The organism is Paenibacillus sp. FSL R7-0128, from assembly GCF_038002245.1.
GTDB lineage: Bacteria > Bacillota > Bacilli > Paenibacillales > Paenibacillaceae > Paenibacillus_AQ > Paenibacillus_AQ silagei.
In genome coordinates this window covers 1,467,907-1,489,643 of record NZ_JBBOCD010000001.1, presented here as the reverse complement: position 1 = coordinate 1,489,643, position 21,737 = coordinate 1,467,907, and the positions used below count along the sequence as shown (strand labels likewise).

The 21,737-nt window shown below is 50.1% G+C and carries 18 protein-coding genes; 4 read left to right on the top strand and 14 right to left on the bottom strand.

The genetic code is table 11. The annotated features are described in order from the left end of the window. The first annotated feature begins 19 nt into the window (after window positions 1-19). Complete coding sequence (locus NST26_RS06310) at window positions 20-211, top strand: FeoB-associated Cys-rich membrane protein (protein ID WP_327196469.1); 192 nt, start codon at window positions 20-22, stop codon at window positions 209-211. 112 nt (window positions 212-323) lie between these two features. After that, on the top strand, window positions 324-455 hold the full coding sequence (locus NST26_RS06305; RefSeq protein ID WP_256707444.1) for a hypothetical protein: 132 nt from the start codon (window positions 324-326) through the stop codon (window positions 453-455). 108 nt (window positions 456-563) lie between these two features. On the opposite strand, the gene NST26_RS06300 is transcribed toward NST26_RS06305, so the two are convergent. The 5 genes from NST26_RS06300 to leuB form a co-directional block, all read right to left on the bottom strand. Beyond that, a complete protein-coding gene (locus NST26_RS06300; RefSeq protein WP_340955387.1) occupies window positions 564-2,096 on the bottom strand; it encodes a leucyl aminopeptidase in 1,533 nt (510 codons plus the stop codon). 129 nt (window positions 2,097-2,225) lie between these two features. After that, window positions 2,226-3,329 carry an ATP-binding protein gene (locus tag NST26_RS06295; RefSeq protein ID WP_036727689.1) on the bottom strand — a complete coding sequence of 368 codons (1,104 nt, stop codon included), beginning with the start codon at window positions 3,327-3,329 and terminating at the stop codon, window positions 2,226-2,228. Between the two features lie 334 nt (window positions 3,330-3,663). Continuing rightward, on the bottom strand, window positions 3,664-4,071 hold the full coding sequence (locus NST26_RS06290; RefSeq protein ID WP_036727687.1) for a hypothetical protein: 408 nt from the start codon (window positions 4,069-4,071) through the stop codon (window positions 3,664-3,666). Between the two features lie 223 nt (window positions 4,072-4,294). After that, complete coding sequence (locus NST26_RS06285) at window positions 4,295-4,834, bottom strand: peroxiredoxin (RefSeq protein ID WP_036727686.1); 540 nt, start codon at window positions 4,832-4,834, stop codon at window positions 4,295-4,297. 237 nt (window positions 4,835-5,071) lie between these two features. Further along, on the bottom strand, window positions 5,072-6,154 hold the full coding sequence (gene leuB / locus NST26_RS06280; protein WP_036727684.1) for a 3-isopropylmalate dehydrogenase: 1,083 nt from the start codon (window positions 6,152-6,154) through the stop codon (window positions 5,072-5,074). Window positions 6,155-6,380: 226 nt separating this feature from the next. Here leuB and NST26_RS06275 point away from each other — a divergent pair, with 226 nt between their 5' ends. After that, window positions 6,381-7,361, top strand: a complete 981-nt coding sequence (locus NST26_RS06275; RefSeq protein WP_036696143.1) for an aldo/keto reductase — start codon at window positions 6,381-6,383, stop codon at window positions 7,359-7,361. A 117-nt stretch (window positions 7,362-7,478) separates the two neighbouring features. Here the strand turns inward: NST26_RS06275 and NST26_RS06270 are convergent, their stop codons facing one another. The 4 genes from NST26_RS06270 to NST26_RS06255 form a co-directional block, all read right to left on the bottom strand. Then, window positions 7,479-8,570 carry a LiaF transmembrane domain-containing protein gene (locus NST26_RS06270; protein WP_340955389.1) on the bottom strand — a complete coding sequence of 364 codons (1,092 nt, stop codon included), beginning with the start codon at window positions 8,568-8,570 and terminating at the stop codon, window positions 7,479-7,481. Window positions 8,571-8,589: 19 nt separating this feature from the next. After that, window positions 8,590-9,087 carry a hypothetical protein gene (locus tag NST26_RS06265; RefSeq protein WP_076076916.1) on the bottom strand — a complete coding sequence of 166 codons (498 nt, stop codon included), beginning with the start codon at window positions 9,085-9,087 and terminating at the stop codon, window positions 8,590-8,592. Window positions 9,088-9,148: 61 nt separating this feature from the next. Further along, window positions 9,149-9,619, bottom strand: coding sequence for a zf-HC2 domain-containing protein (locus NST26_RS06260; protein WP_036727679.1), 471 nt, complete (start codon window positions 9,617-9,619; stop codon window positions 9,149-9,151). After that, window positions 9,616-10,158 (bottom strand): RNA polymerase sigma factor, encoded by a 543-nt coding sequence (locus NST26_RS06255; protein ID WP_036727677.1) that lies wholly within the window; start codon window positions 10,156-10,158, stop codon window positions 9,616-9,618. Before NST26_RS06255 ends, NST26_RS06260 begins: the two co-directional genes overlap by 4 nt. Before the next feature lie 309 nt (window positions 10,159-10,467). Here NST26_RS06255 and NST26_RS06250 point away from each other — a divergent pair, with 309 nt between their 5' ends. Then, window positions 10,468-11,616 (top strand): response regulator, encoded by a 1,149-nt coding sequence (locus NST26_RS06250; protein WP_339254373.1) that lies wholly within the window; start codon window positions 10,468-10,470, stop codon window positions 11,614-11,616. A 156-nt stretch (window positions 11,617-11,772) separates the two neighbouring features. Here the strand turns inward: NST26_RS06250 and NST26_RS06245 are convergent, their stop codons facing one another. The 5 genes from NST26_RS06245 to ilvB form a co-directional block, all read right to left on the bottom strand. Beyond that, window positions 11,773-15,798, bottom strand: a complete 4,026-nt coding sequence (locus tag NST26_RS06245) for a collagen binding domain-containing protein (RefSeq protein WP_340978845.1) — start codon at window positions 15,796-15,798, stop codon at window positions 11,773-11,775. A 463-nt stretch (window positions 15,799-16,261) separates the two neighbouring features. Continuing rightward, window positions 16,262-17,803 carry a 2-isopropylmalate synthase gene (locus tag NST26_RS06240; RefSeq protein ID WP_036727673.1) on the bottom strand — a complete coding sequence of 514 codons (1,542 nt, stop codon included), beginning with the start codon at window positions 17,801-17,803 and terminating at the stop codon, window positions 16,262-16,264. Between the two features lie 108 nt (window positions 17,804-17,911). Next, complete coding sequence (gene ilvC / locus NST26_RS06235) at window positions 17,912-18,904, bottom strand: ketol-acid reductoisomerase (protein ID WP_036727672.1); 993 nt, start codon at window positions 18,902-18,904, stop codon at window positions 17,912-17,914. A gap of 205 nt (window positions 18,905-19,109) precedes the next feature. Then, window positions 19,110-19,589 (bottom strand): acetolactate synthase small subunit, encoded by a 480-nt coding sequence (ilvN, locus tag NST26_RS06230; protein WP_036727931.1) that lies wholly within the window; start codon window positions 19,587-19,589, stop codon window positions 19,110-19,112. Window positions 19,590-19,594: 5 nt separating this feature from the next. Beyond that, window positions 19,595-21,346, bottom strand: a complete 1,752-nt coding sequence (ilvB, locus tag NST26_RS06225) for a biosynthetic-type acetolactate synthase large subunit (RefSeq protein ID WP_036727670.1) — start codon at window positions 21,344-21,346, stop codon at window positions 19,595-19,597. Window positions 21,347-21,737 lie beyond the last annotated feature (391 nt).

Sequence of the window (21,737 nt, the reverse complement as noted above, 5' to 3'; positions counted from 1 at the left end):
GTTATTAAGAGAGGAAGCGATGACGGCAATGATCGTTAATATTGTGATTGTGGCGCTAATATTCGGGTATTCCGGCTGGATAATCTACCGCCATGTGCAGAAAGGCAAGCAGGGGGCCTGTGCGGGCTGTGACAAGGGCAAGACCTGTCCCGCAGCAGCGATGGATTCACCTCTGTCCTGCGGCAGTGCTTCACTGGGCAACAAGCGCTAGGATGCAGTTCTAGCGGATACAGACTTAGTATTCTTTCGTTTAGAAACCTTGGCATGCGGGTATGTTAGTTATAAGCTTTTAACAACCAGACTATTGCCAAGGAGGAATAACCATGAACACCAAGAAGACTTTGTTTACAACGGTAGCCTTGGGAGCCGCCTACTTGCTGAAGAATAAGAATACACGGGATAAGATTATGAATGGCGTCCAATCCCTGACTGCCCAGATGAAGGCCCGTAAATAGGCTGCTATTCCCGCAGTTATGAGAAGCAGGATTCCAAATGAACAAAGAGCCGCAGGTCTCAGGAAACTGAGAATCTGCGGCTCTTTGTGTCTGTTTGGACGATTCGGTCTAGGCCTCAGGGGAGCGGTGATCTGGTTCAGCCGCAGCGCTCAGCAGATATTCCAGCAAGGTGCGGACCATGATACCTGTGGCACCCTTAGGATTCACACCCCGTTCCGCAGACAGAAAGGCAGTCCCTGCAATATCCAGATGCACCCACGGCAATCCCTCGGCGAATTCTCCGATGAACAGCCCCGCCGTGCTGACAGCTCCATATCGTCCGGCAGCATTGCGGAGATCCGCAACCTCGCTTGTCAGCATCTCCCGGAATTCAGGATAGGCAGGCAACGGCCAGATGTGCTCCCCTGACAGCCTTGAGGCTGCCAGAAGCTCTTCCAGGAATGCTTGATCATTCGTTACTGCCCCTGTAGCCACATCTCCCAGAATCGACACCACAGCTCCTGTCAGCGTGGCTACGTCAATGATCCGCTGTGCTCCCCATTCCCGGGCATAGGTGAGCGCATCTCCCAGAATGATCCGTCCCTCCGCATCAGTATTGATGATTTCGACCGTTCTTCCACTGAGGGTAGTAATGATATCGCCCGGTTTATAAGCATTCGCTGCCGGCATATTCTCTGCCGCCGGAATCAGCATGACCACATTGACCTTGGGACGCAAATGCCCCAACGCATCCATAACCGCAAGAACGGCTGCGGCCCCGGCCATGTCACTGAACATGCTCTCCATGCCCGGTGCCCGCTTCAGGGAGATGCCCCCGGTATCGAAAGTGATTCCTTTGCCGACCAAGCCCACTGCGTTCTCCCATTGATTCGTCCCCTGATAGCGGATAACAATCATGCGGGGAGGATTCACACTGCCGCTGCCGACCGCAAGCAAGCCGCCCATTCCCTTAAGCGCAAGCTCCCGTTCATCCAGTACTTCAGCCGGAAGCCCGTGCCGCTGTGCAATTTCGATGGCAGCCACTGCAAGACCCGAAGGAGTCAGCAGATTCCCCGGACGGTTGGTCAGATCACGGGCAAGGTTAGCAGCCTCCCCGAAAGCCTTCCCCCGCTTCATGCCTTGTCTCCAGGCTTCCTCGTCTGCTGCTTCGCTCTTGCCTTCCGTACGCAGATGTACCGTATCTATACCCGTATAGGCTGCCTGGTCCAGCTTATAGTGTCTTCTGCGGTAAGACCCCAGGACCAGCCCTTCCGCGATGGCCTGGCCGGCCTGCTCCGCCTTCAGCGCCCCAGTCAGCCCGCCCGGTACCGCCAATATCTGCACAACCAGCGTAGCGGCCTTCAGCCTATAAGCTGCCCTGGCGGTCTGCGCCATCAGCTGCCGCAGCTCGTGCATACCCATCTGGCCCTTTCCGCTTCCGGCCAGAATGACCACAGGCTGCTCAGGCTGCTCCATTACGGGCAGTATATACACTTGCCCTTGTTTGCCACTGAACAGGCCCGCAGCGGACAATAGGCGGACTCTCGCGGCCCAATCTGCCGGAAGTCCTTCTCCCTGTGCCTGTGCCTCTGAGATGATTAGACATACAGCATCTCCTTGCGGCGAAGCTTTACCGGCATCACTGCTCCATTCAAAGATCAAACTTCATCCCTCCGACTAACGCAGATAAGGCTGATCTCCCGCACTTGTTCGTGCATCGCAGGAATCAGCCCTTACATATTAATTATAACCCGTATGCACTCCACCGAGAACAAAGGGCTTAAGATAGCATTAGTGAGTAAGCGGAAGCGAAATGACGAACCGGGTTCCTTCATTCAGCCGGCTGCTGACCGAGATGCAGCCGCCATGATTCTTGATGATCCGGTCACTGACGGAGAGCCCGAGTCCCGTCCCATTCTCCTTCGTGGTGAAGAACGGATTGAACAATCTGTCAAGCGTGCAGATATCCATTCCCTTACCGTTGTCAGAGATGAAGATGCGCACCTCTGTTCCTTCTTTACGTGCACCTACCTCAATCCGGCCTACAGAATCATCCACCCGCTCCGAGATCGCTTCCATCGCATTTCTGATCATATTCAGCACAACCTGCTTCATTTGCTTAATATCCCCTGAGATGACCAGGTCCTCCTGGAGCACCTGCAAGTTGATCTGGCAGCCCTTCATCAGCGCCTCGCTCTCTGTCAGCAGGACCACTTCCTTCAGCAGGGCAGAGACAGGAATCATGCTGATCTGCGGCACAGAAGGCTTGGAGGAAGTCAGAAATTCATGAATAATGTCATTGGCACGGTCAATCTCCGCTAATATAATCTTCGCATATTCTTCTTTGCCGAGCAGATGCAGATGGGGATGAAGCAATTGTATGAACCCCCGGATAGCCGTCAGAGGATTGCGGATCTCGTGGGCGATGGAGGCCGATAACCGGCCCAGCATGGCCAGGCTGTCGTTCTGGTAGGCCGTCTGTTCAATCAGCTTGTAGTCGGAGATCTCTTTGAATGTGAACAGGTAGCTGCCCTTCATTTCCTCTCCGCTGGACAGGGTTGCGCGCCAGTACCGTCCATATTCATCCACAAATTCATAGCTTGGCTTACCTTTGAGCACCATTTCACGATAACTCCTGAGCACCTGTTTCTTCTTGAAGCGGCTGAGCTGAATATGGGATAACAGATGATGCAAGGTGCAGCCCAGAAGAGAGTGACGGTTAAGCTCCAGAATGCCGTACATCTGCTTGTTGACGAAAGTCAGCACACCCTCATCATCAAAAAGCAGAATCCCGCTGTCGATGTGCTCCAGCACATCCTCAAATGTGGTATCCATCGGACCAGATTGAAACGTTCTTGCCGATAATAGCAAGCTTTCCTGATATTGGCTTATCACGATACGAAGTTCCCCCTTTTACTGCAATTGACGAAGACGCTTAAGCGACATCAAATTACTATGTATCTGAGTATATGACGAAGCCGCCAGAACATTCGAAAATCGTATTGTATTATCCAACCGTTTCAACTATATTCCAATCATATCCAAGAGAAGAAGACAACGCAATCAGAGAATCTGTCGAATGGCAAAAATATTCCTAAAATGATTCTTAAGACACATTTAAGTGGGAGGGGAATGATTTGTTTCCTGCAAATACATTGAAAAGAGCCCCCGCCAGGCGGCGGGAGCTCACTGATTTATAACATGATGGTGGCAGGATCAAGACAGACATTCAAGCCTTCTGCTGGAGCCGGTGACGCCGCTGGCTCATGACAGCCAGACGCTTCTTCAGCTCACGTTCCCATTTGGAGTCGCCGATCTGTTTGGCAACCGCCAGCAGGTCCAGCGACATATCGATCTGGCTGCGTATGATCGCGAGCGGGTCCTCGCTCTCCATATTGATGACGTTCTCGAAGATCGCTTCCTCTTCCTCCATCACATAATCCTGGAAATCCACATCCGTGACGCCGTCGCCATGGGCATATTCCGCCAGAATTTCATATTCATTCTCGACTTTGTAATGTACCTCTACCCGGTGGCATACCGGACAAAAAAGCAGGGGAACATTATGGACTTGCGTGCGATAATGCTTTAGGGTCCCCTTCGTTCCAACCATACTCGCTCCACAGCAAAAGCTCATTTTTGTTCACCCTCCTTGAGTGTTGTCGTTGATTTGATTTCCTATTAGTATATTACAAAACAGCGGGAGAGATTCCTCTCCTTACAAGCTATATATTAACCTTTATGCCTATTTTCAAACGTCTGTCCATATCTTTGCAAAAAACCTCCTTGAAGGGAATAATGCTTCCCGCAAGGAGGTCCTCTTAGTATATCAAAGATCGCGGTTCATGAGGCCCGGAAGCTTACAGGTTCTTGTCGCCTGGCTTCCAGTTCATAGCGCACAGCCCGCCGGATTGGAGAGCCTGCAGCACACGCAATGTCTCTTCAACGCTGCGGCCCACATCGTTATGGTTAACAACCTGATACTTCAGTTCACCTTCAGGATCGATGATGAACAGTCCGCGCAGCGCAATGCCTTCTTCTTCAATCAGGACGCCATAATCGCTGGCAACCTTCTTCGTGATATCAGAAGCCAGCGGGAAGTTGATCTGGCCAAGACCGTTCATATCCTTAGGTGTAGACAACCAAGCCTTGTGGCTATGGATGGAGTCGATGCTCACACCTAGAATTTCTGTATCAAGCTCTGCGAAATCAGCAGCAGCATCACTCAGGGCTGTGATTTCAGTTGGACATACGAAGGTGAAATCAAGCGGATAGAAGAAGAATACAAGCCATTTGCCGCGATAGTCAGACAAGCTTACCTTACCGAAATCCTTACCGTCGCCTGTTACTGTCTCCATGAAGAAGTCAGGAGCGGGTTTACCTACCAAACGTTCTGCCATTGCTTAAATCCTCCTTTTGATTATGTAAGAAAAACAGCTACCGGACCGTTGCCGGATGCAATATGCTTTTCTTGATTTTATTGGATGGTTACATTCTTACGGGTACAGACCAAATGTTATCATCGTACAAAATCAAAGTCAATATTACATTGATTACTTTTTTATAATAATTATAAATAAGCAACATTTTGTGAAGTTTTTCTTCATTCTGCGTCAAAAGGGATACATGTGGTAGAACTAGGCTTTGCGGATAGCGGCTACAATCAGGTCGCCCATCTCTGTGGTGCTGATCGCCTTGCTCTTATCAACTGCGATATCGCTCGTCCGGTGACCGGCATCCAGTACCTCCGCAACTGCGGCTTCAATGGCTGCGGCTGCATTCTCGTAGCCGAAGGTCATACGGAACATCAGTGCAAGCGACAGGATCGTAGCGATCGGGTTCGCCAGCCCCTGTCCGGCAATGTCAGGCGCGGAGCCGTGAACCGGCTCATAGAGTCCGTAGCTGCCTTCTCCCAGTGAAGCGGAGGCCAGCATACCAATGGAGCCTGTCAGCATCGCTGCTTCATCGCTCAGGATATCACCGAACATATTCTCGGTCACGATGACATCGAAGCTCGAAGGACGGCGCAGCAGCTGCATCGCACAGTTATCCACCAGCACATGCTCAACTTCAACCTGCGGATATTCCGGCGCCAGTCTGTTCACCACTTCACGCCACAGACGGGAGGTCTCCAGAACGTTGGCTTTGTCGACACTCGCCAGCTTGCCCCGGCGCTTCCCGGCAATCTCGAACGCCTGGCGTACGATCCGTTCCACTTCAGTGACGTTGTAGACACAAGTATCTACCGCTTCTTCCCCATGCTCACCTTGACGGCGCAGCTTGTCCCCGAAGTAGATCCCGCCTGTCAATTCACGCACGACCATCAGGTCTGTGCCTTCCAGGACCTCCGGCTTCAGCGTCGAAGCATCCTTCAGACAATCGAAGACCACCGCCGGACGCAGATTGGAGAATAGGCCAAGCGCCTTGCGGATACCGAGCAGTCCGGTCTCCGGACGCAGCTCCTTAGGATTGTTATCCCATTTCGGTCCGCCTACGGCTCCAAGCAATACAGCATCGGCGCTGCGGCAGATCGCAAGCGTATCCTCAGGCAGCGGAGTTCCGCGTTCATCAATGGCGATTCCGCCGAACAGGGCGTGCTCTGTTTCAAATGTATACCCAAACAGCTCTTCCGTTCTTTTTAATACCTTTTCCGCTTCCGCCACAACTTCAGGTCCGATACCGTCCCCGGCAATTACGGCGATTTTTTTGACCTCGCTCATTCCTGTCACTCCTTAGGTAGTCCTGCTGGTCGCAGACATAGTTCTTCTGTATATTGTTGTATCATAACGAAGGACAAAGGACAAAGATATAGATTCTATCACGTTCATAGATATAGCCTATAAGTGAGACAAATCCCTAATTTGCCCTTGTCCCGCCAATTGATTACAATTAATGGGTAGGTGAAATTATCGGATCTCTAATCATATGGAAGAGGAGTGATTCAAGATGCAATACGCGAAGCTTGGCAAGTCTGGTATGAAGGTAAGCCGCCTCTGTCTGGGAACGATGAACTTCGGTCCCATCACCGACGAGAAGGAAGCCTTCCGGATTATGGATGCGGCGCTGGACGCGGGAGTCCAGTTTTTTGATACCGCCAATGTGTATGGATGGGGTGAGAACTCGGGTCTGACCGAGACTATTATCGGCCGCTGGTTCAAGCAGGGCGGCGGACGCCGTGAGAAGGTTGTCCTGGCGACCAAGGTCTACGGGGCGATGAGTGACAAGTTGGATGGACCCAATGATGAAGGCGGCCTCTCCTCCTACATTATCCGCCGCCATCTGGAGGGCTCCCTGCAGCGTCTGCAGACCGATCACATCGAACTCTACCAGATGCACCATATCGACCGTAACGTGTCCTGGGACGAGCTGTGGGGCGCCTTTGAGCTTGCGGTCAGCCAAGGCAAGATCGGCTACACCGGCTCCAGCAACTTCGCCGGCTGGGATATTGCCGTTGCCCAGCAGGAAGCGAAGGCCCGCGGGTTCCTTGGACTGGTATCCGAGCAGCATAAATACAGCCTGACCTGCCGTCTGCCGGAGCTTGAGGTTCTGCCTGCGGCGCAGCATCTGGGCCTCGGCATTATTCCGTGGAGTCCGCTTGACGGAGGACTGCTGGGACGCAATGCGCTGAAGAAGATCGAGGGCAGCCGCAGCGGCGGCAACGCGGAGCGTGTGGAGCAGCACAAGAAGCAGCTTGAGGCCTTTGCGGAGCTGAGTCTGGAGCTGGGCGAGCCGCAGGATAATATCGCTCTGGCCTGGCTGCTGGCCAACCCTGCCGTAACAGCGCCAATCATCGGACCGCGTACGCTGGAGCAGTTCGAGAGCGCGCTGCGCAGCCTGGAGGTCGTTCTGGACGAGTCCGTGCTGAAGCGTCTGGACGAGATTTTCCCCGGACCCGGCGGTGCGGCTCCGAAGGCTTATGCATGGTAATCAGGACTAACTGGCTGCAGCCCGCATAACCTCCCGATATCATTTCTTCTCTTACAATAAAGAGCTGTTCACCGGCATAACGTATCCGGTGAACAGCTCTTTATGCTTCTATGTCTTTTATTGCGCCGTATCCACTGTTATAGAACCATTGCTGGTGGACAAGGTGACCTCATGGGTGCCTTTTCCAAGTACAGCCGTTCCATGGTCCTCATCGTCGCCGCCCCAGTCCACGTTGCCTTTAAGTGATCCGTTACTGGTATCTGCCGTAATCTTGGCATCCGTTACCGCCGGAAGACCCAAGACAATCTTGCCGTTGCTGGATTTCAGTTCCCATGCACCTGTGATTGCCGAATTGACCGTAATCTTGCCGTTGCTGCTTCTGGCCGACACAGCGCCGTCAATATTCCCCAGCGTAATCGCACCGTTCGAGCTAACCAGGTCTGCTCCGCCCTGTACATTCTTTACCGTCAGCGTGCCGTTGCTGCTATGAGCCTTCACCCCTCCGGAGACATCATGGATATCCATCGTTCCGTTGCTCGTATCCACATTAATGCCTGCGGCCAGCCCCCCGGCTTCGATGGAACCGTCACTGGTCTCTACCTGAGCGGCCAGATTCTGCGGAATGCCGACATTCAGATATGGCGCATTGTTATTAAAGCCGATCTGGATATTGGAGAGCCAGCCTGAATCTCCTTCCAGCTCCATCACAAGCGTGTCGCCCTCGGTCGTCACTTTCCATTTACGCTCCAGAGCACTTGCTGCTTCATTGTCTGTATTGCCCGGCAGCTCCAGCTTTCCTTCATACGTCAGCGTGCTCCCATCCACACCCTGGAGCTTAACCTTGCCTTGAGGCAGATCAATCCGCACATTCTTAATATCCTGTTGCACTTCTACCTTCCCGTTCACCGGCACCAGCTTGGTATTGCCGAAGATACTACTCAGCGAGCCTCCGGCCAGCACCGTCTGTGCCCCGCTTGCCGCGATAAGCACAATGATCAGCAGAATGGCCCAGCCGCTTACGCGGCTTTTGACATCTGATTTAATGAAGAGCCTAAGCAGCATCTCCAGGCCGAACAGGATAAGCAGGGCCGGCCAGATATAACCCAGCACATCGTACGTGATTACACCATATTGAGCCATGACTACAATAACGCCTACTATTATGCACCCTATTGCGGCGGTAAAGCTGCCGATTTTCCATCTCCCCATCGTTTAATTCCCCATTTCACTATACTTTTGAATTATTCTTCAGCATTCTGAATCCATACCCGATCAAGGCAAGCGACAACAGAATCGCTCCGATATTCATATCGCTCAGTATTTCCCACAGAGCGGGAAATGCAGTGATGAGCAGCAGCAGGATGCCCGCGATAACACACCCTATACCGACCCACACTGGATTCACGTCATCATGCGGGTACATCGGGGGCGCAGACATTCCCATCGACCAGGGTGCTCCAAAGCTATCCGGATGGAACATCATCCGCTCATGCTCGGCAGCCGACACCTTCATCCAAGCCGCCTTTTGCAGCGCATCGAATAATTGATAGAACCAGAGCGCAGCAAGTGCGAACGGAAACACGGCGGGCATAGACGGAATGAATATAATACAGAGCGATGCTCCAATCATATACTCCAGACCCATTTTTTTAAAGCCCAGATACATGTGGCCCAGTCCTGGAACCATAGCCAGGAGAAACGTGAGCCAGCGTCTTTTTTTAATCATATGTTACCCTCCCAAAAGTTTTGTTGAAATAAAATAGATAACCGGCGAAGCCGCTATGGATTTATTTATTGTTACCTTGCGGGCCGAACCAGGAGCTGACCGATGTGGACATATGCCCATTGATTTCAGTGATGCCATAGGCCAAATTCTCAAATACGCCAAGCTGCAGCAGGAGAAACGTCAGACCGACCGCCACGCCGTAATGCATCCAGGAGGTTCCCCGGGTCGTACGCCGTCTGGTCATGGTGGATTTCACGATCCGTTCTCTGCGTCCGTTCTCCAGCTGGCCGATCCTTGCCATAACATCCCCGGTCAAATCAGGGAAGTCATGCGTCAACACGGGCTCCTGCCCGCTAAGATCCAGCCCGGCTTCCATCTCACTCCACATCGCCGCAAGCTCCCGCGCCTCCTCCAGCCATTCCGCGCAGCCGGGACAGGTCTGGGTATGCAGATAGATCGCCTGCTGGGCCTCAGGTGACAACTGTCCATCTATATAATGCGGCATCCACTCTTTTACTGTTGAACAATTCATCGCCATTCCTCCCCGCTTTTGCGCATCATCTGTCTGGCCCGATAGAGCTGCGATTCAACCGTTTTAACCGAAATTCCTTTTTGCTCCGCGATCTCCTGATAGGAGTGGCGCTGAAAATAGTACAGCTGCACAACCGACCGGTACGGTTCCGCCAGACTATTCAGGTTCTCACCCAACTCCCGGGAAGCCTCCTTGCGAAGCACTGCCTGTTCAGGTGTCTGTGAAGTCACCCAGTCATTCTCAGTGTAATCTGCTGCACTCCGGTGCCGCCATTCCCGGTCATTGGCCCGTTTCCAGTCCAGACAGGTGCGGTAAGCAATCCGGTACAGCCAGGTGGAGAAGGAAGATTGTCCTCTGAAGGTGGGAAGGGCTTTATAGGCTTTGATGAAGACTTCCTGAGCCATATCCTTGGCAGACTCGGCTTCTCCTGTAATTTTGATGCATACGCTATATACCATGCCTTGATAACGGGTCACCAGATTCCCGAAGGCCTGATGCTCTCCGCTTAGCACAGCACTGATCCACTCCGTCTCTTCCAAGTCTTTCTTCCCTCCTTCAGCTACATAACGTTAGACGTCTGACTTTAAGGTTCCCCTGCATAGTTTTTTAAAAAGATAAGAATTTATATGCTTCGCGCTATAATTATCCTTATCTTTCTCGCTGAAACGGTACCGTCCCCTCAAAGGACGGCAAAGCCGTTTCCACTTGATTATTTTAGAATAGCAGCATTTCTATTCAAAATCAGCCTCAAGTGCAAGCTCAGAGGGAGGATAACCCGCATCCTTGTCGAATTATCCTTAAACAGCCTATGACAAGACAACATTCCTTAATGAAGTGGTGGGATAGACATGATTCAGGCCTTGCTGGTAGATGATGAACGGCTTGCTCTTATGAAGCTGAAAATGATGCTGGAGGAACTGACAACTATAAATATAATCGCTGCTTATACTGATCCTTCCGAGGCGGTCAAAGCAGTGCCGCTGCTACGCCCTGATGTGATTTTCCTCGACATTGATATGCCTGAGATGAATGGCGTCCAGGCTGCGGAAGCCATGCAAAGGCTGTGCCCGCAGGCAAGCATCGTATTTGTAACTGCACATAACAGCTACGCCATCGAGGCGTTCGAGCTTTATGCGCTTGATTATGTTCTTAAGCCTGTACAGCGGGGCCGTCTGCTGAAGACCATCGAGCGGCTGGAGGAGCGTCTCAGCCAGGCACAGGAGGATTCGAGCAAGCCTGCACAGACGGTAATGATCCGCAGCTTCCAGTCCTTAAGATTCGAACGGGGCGGCCAGCCGCTGCCCAATATCCGCTGGCGCACCTCCAAGGCACAGGAATTATTCGCTTATTTATTTCATAACCGCAACCGGTTCGTAAGCAAAGATACCCTAACCGATCTGCTGTGGCCCGATTTCAATCTCAAGAAGGCCTCCACTCATCTTTATACAACGATTTATCAGGTTCGGCAATGCCTGAAGCAGGCGGAGATCGATCTGCAGATCAGCAATGCCAGCGGAGGAGAAGGCTACACCCTGGAGACCGGCAGCCTGCTGATAGACAGCTACGAATGGGAGAAGGGCATTCTTACCCTGGATGCCATCAATAAAGACAACTATGAGGAACATCAGCGGTTGTTCGAATTCTATTCCGGCGATTATCTGAACGATTACGATTACCTCTGGGCGGAAGGGGAACGGCAGCGTCTGCGGACCATCTGGCTGCATCACGCAATGAATATCGCCGAATTCTATGTCGGCAGCGGCCGGATACCGGAAGCGGTGACCGTGTACCAGAGAGTGGTGCAGCTCCAGCCTTATTTTGAACAGGGGCATCTCGGGCTGATGAAGGTCTACGACAGCATTGGAGAGCGTTCAGCGGTAGAGGAACAATATCATATTCTGACGGATTTACTGAAGCGGGAGCTCGGCGTGAAGCCGCCCGCGAGTATTAAGCGCTGGTATGAGGAATGGAAGCATCTTAACCTCAGAAGCATGTGATTCTCCGTAAATAGAAACGGCAATACTGACCTTTCTGGGGACGGTATGATTTCAGCGACTTTATATTTATAAGAGCAAAGACACCCGCAGCCTGCTGCGGGTGTCTTTGTGTATGCTGCCATATTAGCTGGTTAATACCTGCTAAGGTGCATTCTCCTACATTTTCTTGCGGGCATTAAATCTTCTGGCCAGTACAGCTCCCAGAATAATCAATCCGCCGCCAGTCAGATACAGCGGGAGAGGACTTTCTTCTCCGGTCTGCGGAAGCTTGCCGGGAAGTCCGCTGTTGTTGCCTTTGTCAGTTGGTTCTGTAACCGTGCCCTTAGGCACTTCATCGACTCCAACTTCAATTGTAATCTCTTCCTCATTGCCGTCTTCATCTGTTACGACAATCGTGAATTTATCCTTGCCGGTGTAGCCTGGATCAGGAGTATACGTCCATTTGCCATCCGGTGTAATAGTTACCGTACCATGCGCCGGCTCTTCGCCGATGCTAGGAATACCTCCCAGCGGGATCTCGCCGTCGATAGGCACTTCCTCAATCGTAGTGACCTGTGTGGCTTGCGGCGTTGGAGTGCTGACCGTTCCAGGCTGGGCCGGTGTTGCTGCTGGCGTCACCTGTGGTGTTGCCGTTACTCCTGGCGTACTGGAAGCAGCCGGAGTCCCCGTTGGTGCTGGCGTTACCGATGGTGTCGGTGTTGGTGTACCGATAACTCCAGGAATGCTTGATGGTTCAGGTGTCGGTGTATAGTACACCGGCGGTGATGTTGGTGCTGGTGTTGGTTCTGTTGTTGGCGCCGTAGTTGGTTCTGTTGTTGGTGCCGTAGTTGGTTCTGTTGTTGGTGTTGTAGTTGGTTCTGTTGTTGGCGCCGTAGTTGGTGCTGTAGTTGGTGCTGTTGTTGGCGCCGTAGTTGGTGCTGTTGTTGGTGCCGTAGTCGGTGCTGTCGTTGGCGCTGTAGTTGGTGCTGTTGTTGGCGCCGTAGTTGGTGTTGCTGTTGGCGCCGTAGTTGGTGTTGCTGTCGGTGCTGTTGTTGGTGTTGCTGTCGGTGCTGTTGTTGGTGTTGCTGTCGGTGCTGTTGTTGGTGTTGCTGTCGGTGCTGTTGTTGGTGTTGCTGTCGGTGCTGTTGTTGGTGTTGCTGTCGGTGCTGTTGTTGGTGTTGCTGTCGGCGACGGTGTTGCTGTCGGCGATGGTGTTGGCGTTGCTACCTTCTGGTTTTTCACAGTCATAACCATTTCCAGTGTAGAATCAAACGTTACCGGGTAACGAGTAGGATTAAGAACATAACCAGTTGGTGCAGTAATTTCCTGCAATGTATAGGTCCCCGGCCATAGATTGTTAAAGTTAATTTCACCCTTAGAATCTGTGGTAAGAGTGTTAAAGACAGTCTCTGTTCCTCCAGCCTTACGATAAAGTGCAAATGTAGCACCGCTTAGCTTAAGTGAAGGATTAGCCGAATCCTCTTTAACAACCTTTAGATTTTTTCTAGTGCCTGTTCCTACACCGTCTGCGTCTGACAGTGCAACCGTAACTTCCTTGCTGGTTTGTTTGGTAATAGTAGTGGAGTTTTCACCACTGATTGAGACATGATTGGACACTTTTTGCCCATTATTGGCTACAATCAGAGACTCATATTCCAAAATATAAGGTTTCTCTATAGGAGCCTTGAAAGTGAGTACAAACTGTTGTTTACCAAGATCAGGGTCCGTAGTGATGACCAGATCATAATCTGTTCCCTTAATTAGCGGTGTAGAGACCTTAGTAACAGAACCTCCTGAATTAACTGTAGTACCATACAGTTTGATCGAATCCGGAATAAGGATTTGATTATCACTTGGATCATCAACTATTTTGGCTGACTCAATGTAAGACTGATTGTAGTTAATATTCACAGTCCATTTAATGTTCAAATTGTTCTGTGTACCCGACTTTGTAACATATTCGCCAGCTTTGGGAATCGTCACTGAAGCCTTGAGGTCTTTGGACTCCGGTTTTGTACCACTATACAGGTTAGCAGTGTTGTTCAACGTTGATGTGTTAGTCAATTGGCCTTTAAGGCTTGTTTTAAAAGTAATAACATAACCCGTTGTGATCGTTTTTGTAAAATCTATTTGTAGCTCTTTGCTCGTTTCGTTATAGGTAACATTATAATCTGTACCCAGAACAAGCTTAATTGATCCTTTGGAGTAACCACCATCTCCATTGACATTCATAGAGTAAATTTCTACAGAAGAAGGAACGAATTTTTGATTATCCTGCAATGTATCTGTTACTTTAGCATTTGCAAGTGAATGCCGGTTATAGTTCACCCCAACCGTCCAAGTAATTTCCTTTTCTTGTGCATTGTAGTCTCCACTCTTATAACCATTAGCTTTCTCTGCAGAGACAGGATCAAAGTTTGCCGTTACAGTTTTTGTTTTAATAACTGTGGAGCCGGGATCATTCCACTCCACCGTCGCTTGATTTACAAAATAAGCATCCTTTGTAAGCCAATCATAATTCAGCCACTTATTATCAAAATAAGTATCGTAAGTTATCGTATAGGGTCCACTGATTGGTGAAGTGAACACAATATCAAAACCTGTAGTATTATTTAAATTCTTGATAGTATAGCCTGTAGTAATCGTAGATGTGCCTTGCTTGACAACAATAGTTCCGGGAATAATCTCCAGACCTTTATTGGTGAAAATATCCTTAACTACTACATTCTCCATAGGATAACTATCACCATTAATAGCCACTGTCCAAGTAACCTTTTTACTGTTGTAGTTTACACTTGCAGACTTATTAATGATCACCTGATCAATAGTTCTTACTCCAGGTACAGTTGTAGATCCGGATGTAACTGTGTTGTTAATAGTCTCAGGTCCCTCTACTCGATTAATCGCCTTCGTTTGATATCGGATTTGGTATGCACTGTTGATGTTTTCATTGAATTTCAGTTCAAATCCGTTCTTCCCAGGCTGGGTTGCAGGAGTAACCGTATAATTACTAACCTCAGTGCTTCCAACAGTTCCAGCTGCATTCGTCAGGAAATTCACAGGGAATACTTTTACAGAACCCACTACCAGTTCCTGCGAGTCATTAAAATAATCCTTTAACACGGCATCATCTTTAAGAACCGATGACTCGTTATAGTTATAATTGATCTCCCAGTAAGTTACCTGAGTTGCGGAATTATAAGAAGATGATTTTTTGCTCAGATAAGCTCCTCTAGAAACATTCACTGTTGCTGATGCAGGAACAGCCTGTAAGTTTGTTCCACTGAATGAAGCATTATTCGTGAAGCTTGTTTTGGTTGCATCCGTGATATCGGTAGTGAATTGAACACGGTAAGCGCCAGTAATTGGCGATTCATTAAATGCGACATTCAGATTACCCGAAGGAGTTGTAACCGAATATCTGGAGTTTGAAATTTCAGACCCTTGTGTAACTGATCCATTTAACTTCACATTCAGATCATATACCTTAACATCCAGCGGATTGGTCAAAGTCAGACCTGCAGGAATCGTATCAAGGACATTAGCTCCATAGACACTGTCCAATACTTTATTAACATCGACACTCCAAACAATTTGTTTAGCATTTACGTTACCTGAGTTAGTTCCTTTAGGAACACCGCTTTTGGAGATTGTCGAGTCTACCTTAGGCTCGAAAGTAATTGTAACTGTCTGATTGCCGCCGTCTATAGGGAAGACAATCGTCTGCACTGTTGTTTCTGTGAATTTGCTCATATCGAAGGAGGTTTTAATTGTAAAGGAACCATGCACTCCGAAGAATTTATCAACATCATTGCCTAAGGTCATTACAACCTTATTCGGGCTGCCTTTAAGTACATCAAAGTACCCCAAATTCATTCCATCCGCCACAAGTGCCACATTTTTAATATCTGAAGCGAGCACAAATTTGTCAGGCAAATCAAAGGAGTAAGTATCTCCCCCTTTATAATTATGGTTATCTGGAAGCTCCCAATTATAAGTTAGCTTGACTTCAGCTCCCTGCTTGTAGACAACATCCGTTACAGGAACACCATTATCGTAGACCGACATAGTCACACTCGTAATTAGTGGATCTGTTATCTCCGTCCCATCCGCCTTAACCTTCGTCATGAACCCGAAACCGTTGGCAAACTGTGTAATCAGCATTACAACAACCAACCAGGCGCCTATCGTCTTTTTCTTCATGTAATTATAACCTCTCTCTCTTTCTGCAAAATGATTGTTCCAGCGTCGCAATTCCCCGTTCCGGCCTGCTTCTTCCCGATCGTCCCCCTGTCACTAATATGTATGTGGGCCTTCGATTTCGCTTTTACTGTACTTTCGTAACTTTACTTGCCGCCTCTGAACAATTTCTGAACAGATTATGAGATAAATCATAGATAACTTAAAAATAAAATATTTTTATCGACAAAAAAGTGGTTTCAAACGCTGATAATGTGGAATCCACTCTGGATTATGAACTATTTTTCATTTTTCCGACTCATCTTGTTCATTCTTTTCATTTAAAACTTGTTTCAAATCCCCTTCAGCTGGATTCTACCCCGGAATGCTCAGCGTCAAAAAAATTTCAGCAGATTATTGAACAAAAAAAAGAAGCCTCCCCGGACAAAATGAACTGGTCCGGTGAAGCTTCTTTTAAATAGTTGAATTATAGATTGGCATGCTCCCGCTTGGTGTAGGTCTTGCGCTTCTCAATCAACTTGTTCAATGCATCCAGGTAGGCTCTGGCACTCGCTTCCAGAATATCGGTGCTAAGTCCGCGGCCCTGCGCAGCCACCTCGCCTTGCGAGAGCACGACATGCACCTCACCCTGAGCATCCTTCCCTCTGCTGACGGCTTTGATCGAATAATCACCCAGTGTGACTTCTTCCCCTGTAGCCTGGTCAATGGCATTGTAGATCGCATCTACCGATCCGTTGCCTTCGGCAACCGCCACAATCGGCTGCGGGTCCTGGCCGTGAATAATCACCTTGGCGGTTGGAGTAGCCTCATTGCCATACGTAACATAGATCGTCTGCAGGCTGAAGGTCTCCGGTGTATCGATCAGCTTCTCTTCCAGAAGCGCAAGGATATCCTCGTCTGAGACTTCTTTTTTCTTATCTGCGAGATCCTTGAACTTGGCAAAAGCGGCATTGACCTCTTCCTCAGAGATGTCATAACCCAGATCACTCAGCTTATCGCGGAAAGCGTGACGGCCCGAATGCTTGCCCAGCACCAGCTTGCTTTCTTTGAGGCCGATGGTTTCCGGTGTCATAATCTCGTAGGTCGTCTTCTCCTTCAGCATGCCATCCTGATGAATCCCGGATTCATGGGCGAAGGCATTCGCGCCGACAATCGCCTTGTTCCCCGGCACAACCATCCCTGTCAGCTTACTGACGAGGCGGCTGGTACGGGAGATTTCGGATAGGACCAGAGAGGTCTTCGCGCCGAAATACTCACTGCGGGTCTCAAGCGCCAGAGCCACCTCTTCAATCGCTGTATTGCCGGCACGTTCCCCGATCCCGTTGATCGTACCCTCAATCTGGTCTGCGCCATTCTGAATGGCAGCCAGCGTATTGGCAGTAGCCATCCCCAGATCATTATGACAATGGGCGCTAAGCTGTACCCGCTCGATATCCGGCACCGTATCCTTCAGGAATTTGAAGATGGCACCGTATTCCGCCGGATTCAGGTAACCGACCGTATCCGGAATATTCACCACATTCGCACCCTCGCGGATCGCCATGGATACCATTTCAGCCATGAAATCACGCTCGGTACGGCCGGCGTCCTCCAGGGAGAATTCCAGCTTGGGAAAATACTTCTTGGCATAGCGGATCGCCGATTGTGCCGTTTCCAGCACTTGTGACTTCTCCATGCGCAGCTTATGCTGCCGGTGTATCGGCGATGTAGCCAGGAAAATATGAATGCATGGGTCCTGTGCCCCCTGCAGCGCTTCCTTGACCGCATCAATATCGCTCTCTCTGGAACGGGACAGACCGATTACGGTGACGTTCTTGACCGCTCTGGCCACTGCATTCACCGCAGCCAGATCTCCTGGCGAAGCGGCTGGAAAGCCTGCCTCCATCCGGTCAATTCCCAGCTTCTCCAGCTGGTAAGCGATTTCTACCTTCTCACGTGTATTGAGGTTCACACCCGGCGACTGCTCCCCGTCACGCAGCGTCGTGTCGAACACATGAATTTTCCGCATGCTGAGCACCTCCTGAAGATTGTCCATAAACCCTCAAATGCGGCCCGCAAAATTACGGCCGCATCTGAGAATCACACTATGGTTACTTGTATTCTGAATTATATGATTTTATTTCTTAATCCAGTGCATCATTTCACGCAGCTGGCTGCCAACCACTTCTACCGGATGAGCGGCTTCATTGCGGCGGGTAGCGGTCAGGAAGGCACGGCCGGATTGGTTCTCAAGGATAAAGTCGCGGGCGAATTTACCCTGTTGAATATCAGACAGTACTTCTTTCATAGCTTTCTTAGTCTCAGCAGTGATGATGCGTGGTCCAGTTACATAGTCACCGTATTCCGCTGTGTTACTGATGGAATCGCGCATGCTGGACAATCCGCCTTCATATACCATGTCAACAATCAGCTTCAGCTCATGCAAGCACTCGAAGTAAGCCATCTCAGGCGCATATCCGGCTTCAGTCAATGTCTCGAAACCAGCCTTTATCAGTTCGGACACACCGCCGCAGAGAACAGCCTGTTCACCGAACAGATCCGTTTCTGTCTCTTCACGGAAGGAGGTTTCGATGACTCCGGCACGGGTACAGCCGATGCCTTTGGCATACGCCAGACCAATAGCCTTGGCATTGCCGGTTGCATCCTGTTCAATAGCGATCAGGCCGGGAACGCCGAAGCCTTCAACATAAGTGCGGCGAACCATGTGTCCAGGAGATTTAGGAGCTACCAACAGCACATCCGCATCCTTAGGAGCTACGATTTGTCCAAAATGCACGTTGAAACCGTGGGAGAACATCAGAGCCGCGCCATTCTTGAGGTTCGGTTCGATATCATTCTTATATACAGATGCCTGAGTTTCGTCCGGCATGAGGATTTGCACCACATCTGCACGGGATACTGCTTCTGCTACAGACAATACTTCAAAGCCGTCATTCTTGGCAGTTTCAAAAGATTTACCTTCACGCAGACCGATAACCACCTGAAGACCACTGTCACGCAGGTTCTGTGCCTGGGCATGTCCTTGGCTACCGTACCCGATTACTGCAATTGTCTTTCCCTTCAATACGCTAAGCTCTGCATCCTGTTCATAGTACGTTGTAACTGCCATTGTCAAAATCCTCCTTTAATTTGGGACCCATCGTAAAGAGCGGGTGCTTCAAGAGCACACTCCTGTTAGGCTTACTCTATTATAGCGTGCTCCTCAAGCCCCCGCTCTTTAGCGGGCAAAGTCTGTCCTAATCTTAATTAAATGAATGTCTTAATTAAATTAATGCACGCAAGCAGCAATTCGTTAAAGCTGTAAAATGTGACGATTAGGCATTCCCGCGGATCATCGCCGTTACTCCTGTCCGGGACAGCTCCTTAATACCATAAGGCTTAAGCAGCTCAATCATTGCATCAATTTTGGTGGTTTCTCCGACTACCTGCACCAGCAGGCTTGCCGTACCGATATCTACTACCGAGGCACGGAAGGTCTCGACTACGCCCATAATCTCAGGCCGCTCAGAGGGCTCAGCCTTGACCTTAATGAGCGCCAGCTCACGGGCAACCATAGGCTTTGAACCCAGATCAACTACCTTAATTACATCAATCAGCTTGTAGAGCTGCTTCTCAATCTGCTCCAGAGTATGCTGATCACCTAACGTTACAATGACCATCCGGGACAATCCGACCTCTTCGGATTGCCCAACAGTAATACTCTCAATATTGAACCCCCGGCGGCCGAATAATCCGGATACCCGCTGCAGCACGCCAGGCTGGTCATTCACAAGCACAGCAATCGTATGTCTCATCACTGTTATTCATCCCCCATCAGCATTTGATCAATGGTAGACCCTTGGGTTACCATCGGGTAGACATTCTCGTCTTTGGGGACAACGAATTCTACCAGGACAGGTCCAGGTGTTTCCATGGCTTCTTTCCAGGCGGCGCTGGCTTCTTCCTTGTTCGTTGCCCGCAGGCCCTTCACACCGTAAGCCTCAGCCAGCTTCACAAAGTCCGGGCTGCCGGCCAGATCGGTATAGCTGTAACGCTTCTCATAGATCAGGTTCTGCCACTGACGGACCATTCCGAGTACCTGATTGTTAATCACAACGATCTTGACCGGAATCTTATTGATCGCACAGATCGCAAGCTCCTGGGAACACATCTGCATGCCGCCATCACCATTAATGGAGACTACGAGCCGCTGCGGATGGGCCATTTGCGCCCCGATCGCTGACGGGAATCCGAAGCCCATTGTTCCAAGGCCCCCCGAAGTAATCCATGAACGCGGATGGTTAAACTTGTAATATTGAGCAGCCCACATCTGATGCTGGCCTACGTCAGTCGTCACAATAGCTTCACCTTTGGTGGTGTCATTGATCATCTGGATGACCCACTGCGGCTTCAGCTCCGTCTCCGAATCCTTGTACCGGTACGGCTGGTCCAGCTTCCACTGGGCAATCTGTGTTCTCCAGGCATCAGCCTTCGAGGCACGCTTCACATCCGGGATCAGCATTTCCAGAACCGTCTTAACATCGCCCACAATAGGAATATCAGTTGCTACATTCTTGCCGATCTCGGCCGGATCAATATCGATATGCACGATCTTCGCTTTAGGAGCGAAGCCGTCCAGCTTGCCGGTTACGCGGTCATCGAACCGGGCACCGATGTTAATCAGCAGATCGCATTGCTGAATGGCGTTATTGGCCGTGTATGTGCCATGCATTCCCGGCATTCCCATCCACAACTCTTCGCCGCTCGGGTAACACCCCAGTCCCAGCAATGTAGTAGTGATTGGAATCTCCGTGCGCTTCACGAATTCATACATGGACTCATGCGCTCCAGAGTAGATGACTCCGCCGCCTGCAATAATAATCGGACGCTCCGCCGCCTCAATAGCCTTCACCAGCTTATCGAGCTGCAGCTTATTGGGAACCGTGCGCGGATTGTAGCCGCGAAGGTTAACTCCCTGGTGTTCTGCCGGAGTGAACAATGTCATCGCCGCCGATACATCCTTCGGAATATCGATCAGTACCGGACCTTTACGTCCCGTATTCGCAATATGGAAGGCTTCATGAATAATGCGCGGCAGATCCTCAACATCCCGCACCAGATAGCTGTGCTTCGTAATCGGCATCGTTATCCCGGTAATATCCGCTTCCTGAAAAGCATCTGTGCCAATCAGGCTGGAGAATACGTTACCGGTAATGACTACCAGCGGAACCGAATCCATAAAAGCTGTAGCGATTCCGGTTACCAGATTGGTTGCCCCGGGGCCTGAAGTAGCAATACATACGCCAACTTTACCGCTCGCTCTTGCGTACCCGTCAGCCGCATGGATCGCTCCCTGCTCATGGCGTGTCAGAATATGATTGAAATCGTCGAATCCATAAAGAGCATCATAGATATAGAGTACAGCCCCGCCGGGATATCCAAATACAGTATCTACACCTTCCAGTACAAGACTGCGCAGGAGGACTTCGGAACCCGAAACCACCTCTGGATTTTTCCATTTCTCACGTAACTGCTCTATCGACCGCACTTCTTCCGGTAATTGCGCGCTCATCAGTATTCCTCCCTTCGATCGTTCACATGCATTATTCAAATGACAGGACGTCAGTATCCAACCTTTAATATTAGCGAACAGGCTTAAATCTTTCCTGTTTCAACAAAAAAACCTTTCGCCTCCCACGCGCAGAAGAAGCGCGTGAGGGACGAAAGGTTTAGCTTCCGTGGTACCACCCATGTTTGCATAACATCTCACGATGATATGCCTTATCAGGTATACAAAAATCCATCGATGTAGGCAGGGCCCAAATCTTCGTAACCTGAAGTCCCTAACGCGGACCAAACGATTCCCCCTAATAATTCCACCGCTCCTGCTGGTGGGCCTTTCAGGGAAACAGCTCCGAGGTGAGCTCGTATATAAGGGATTCTGGTGGAGGTTGCAGCAATTC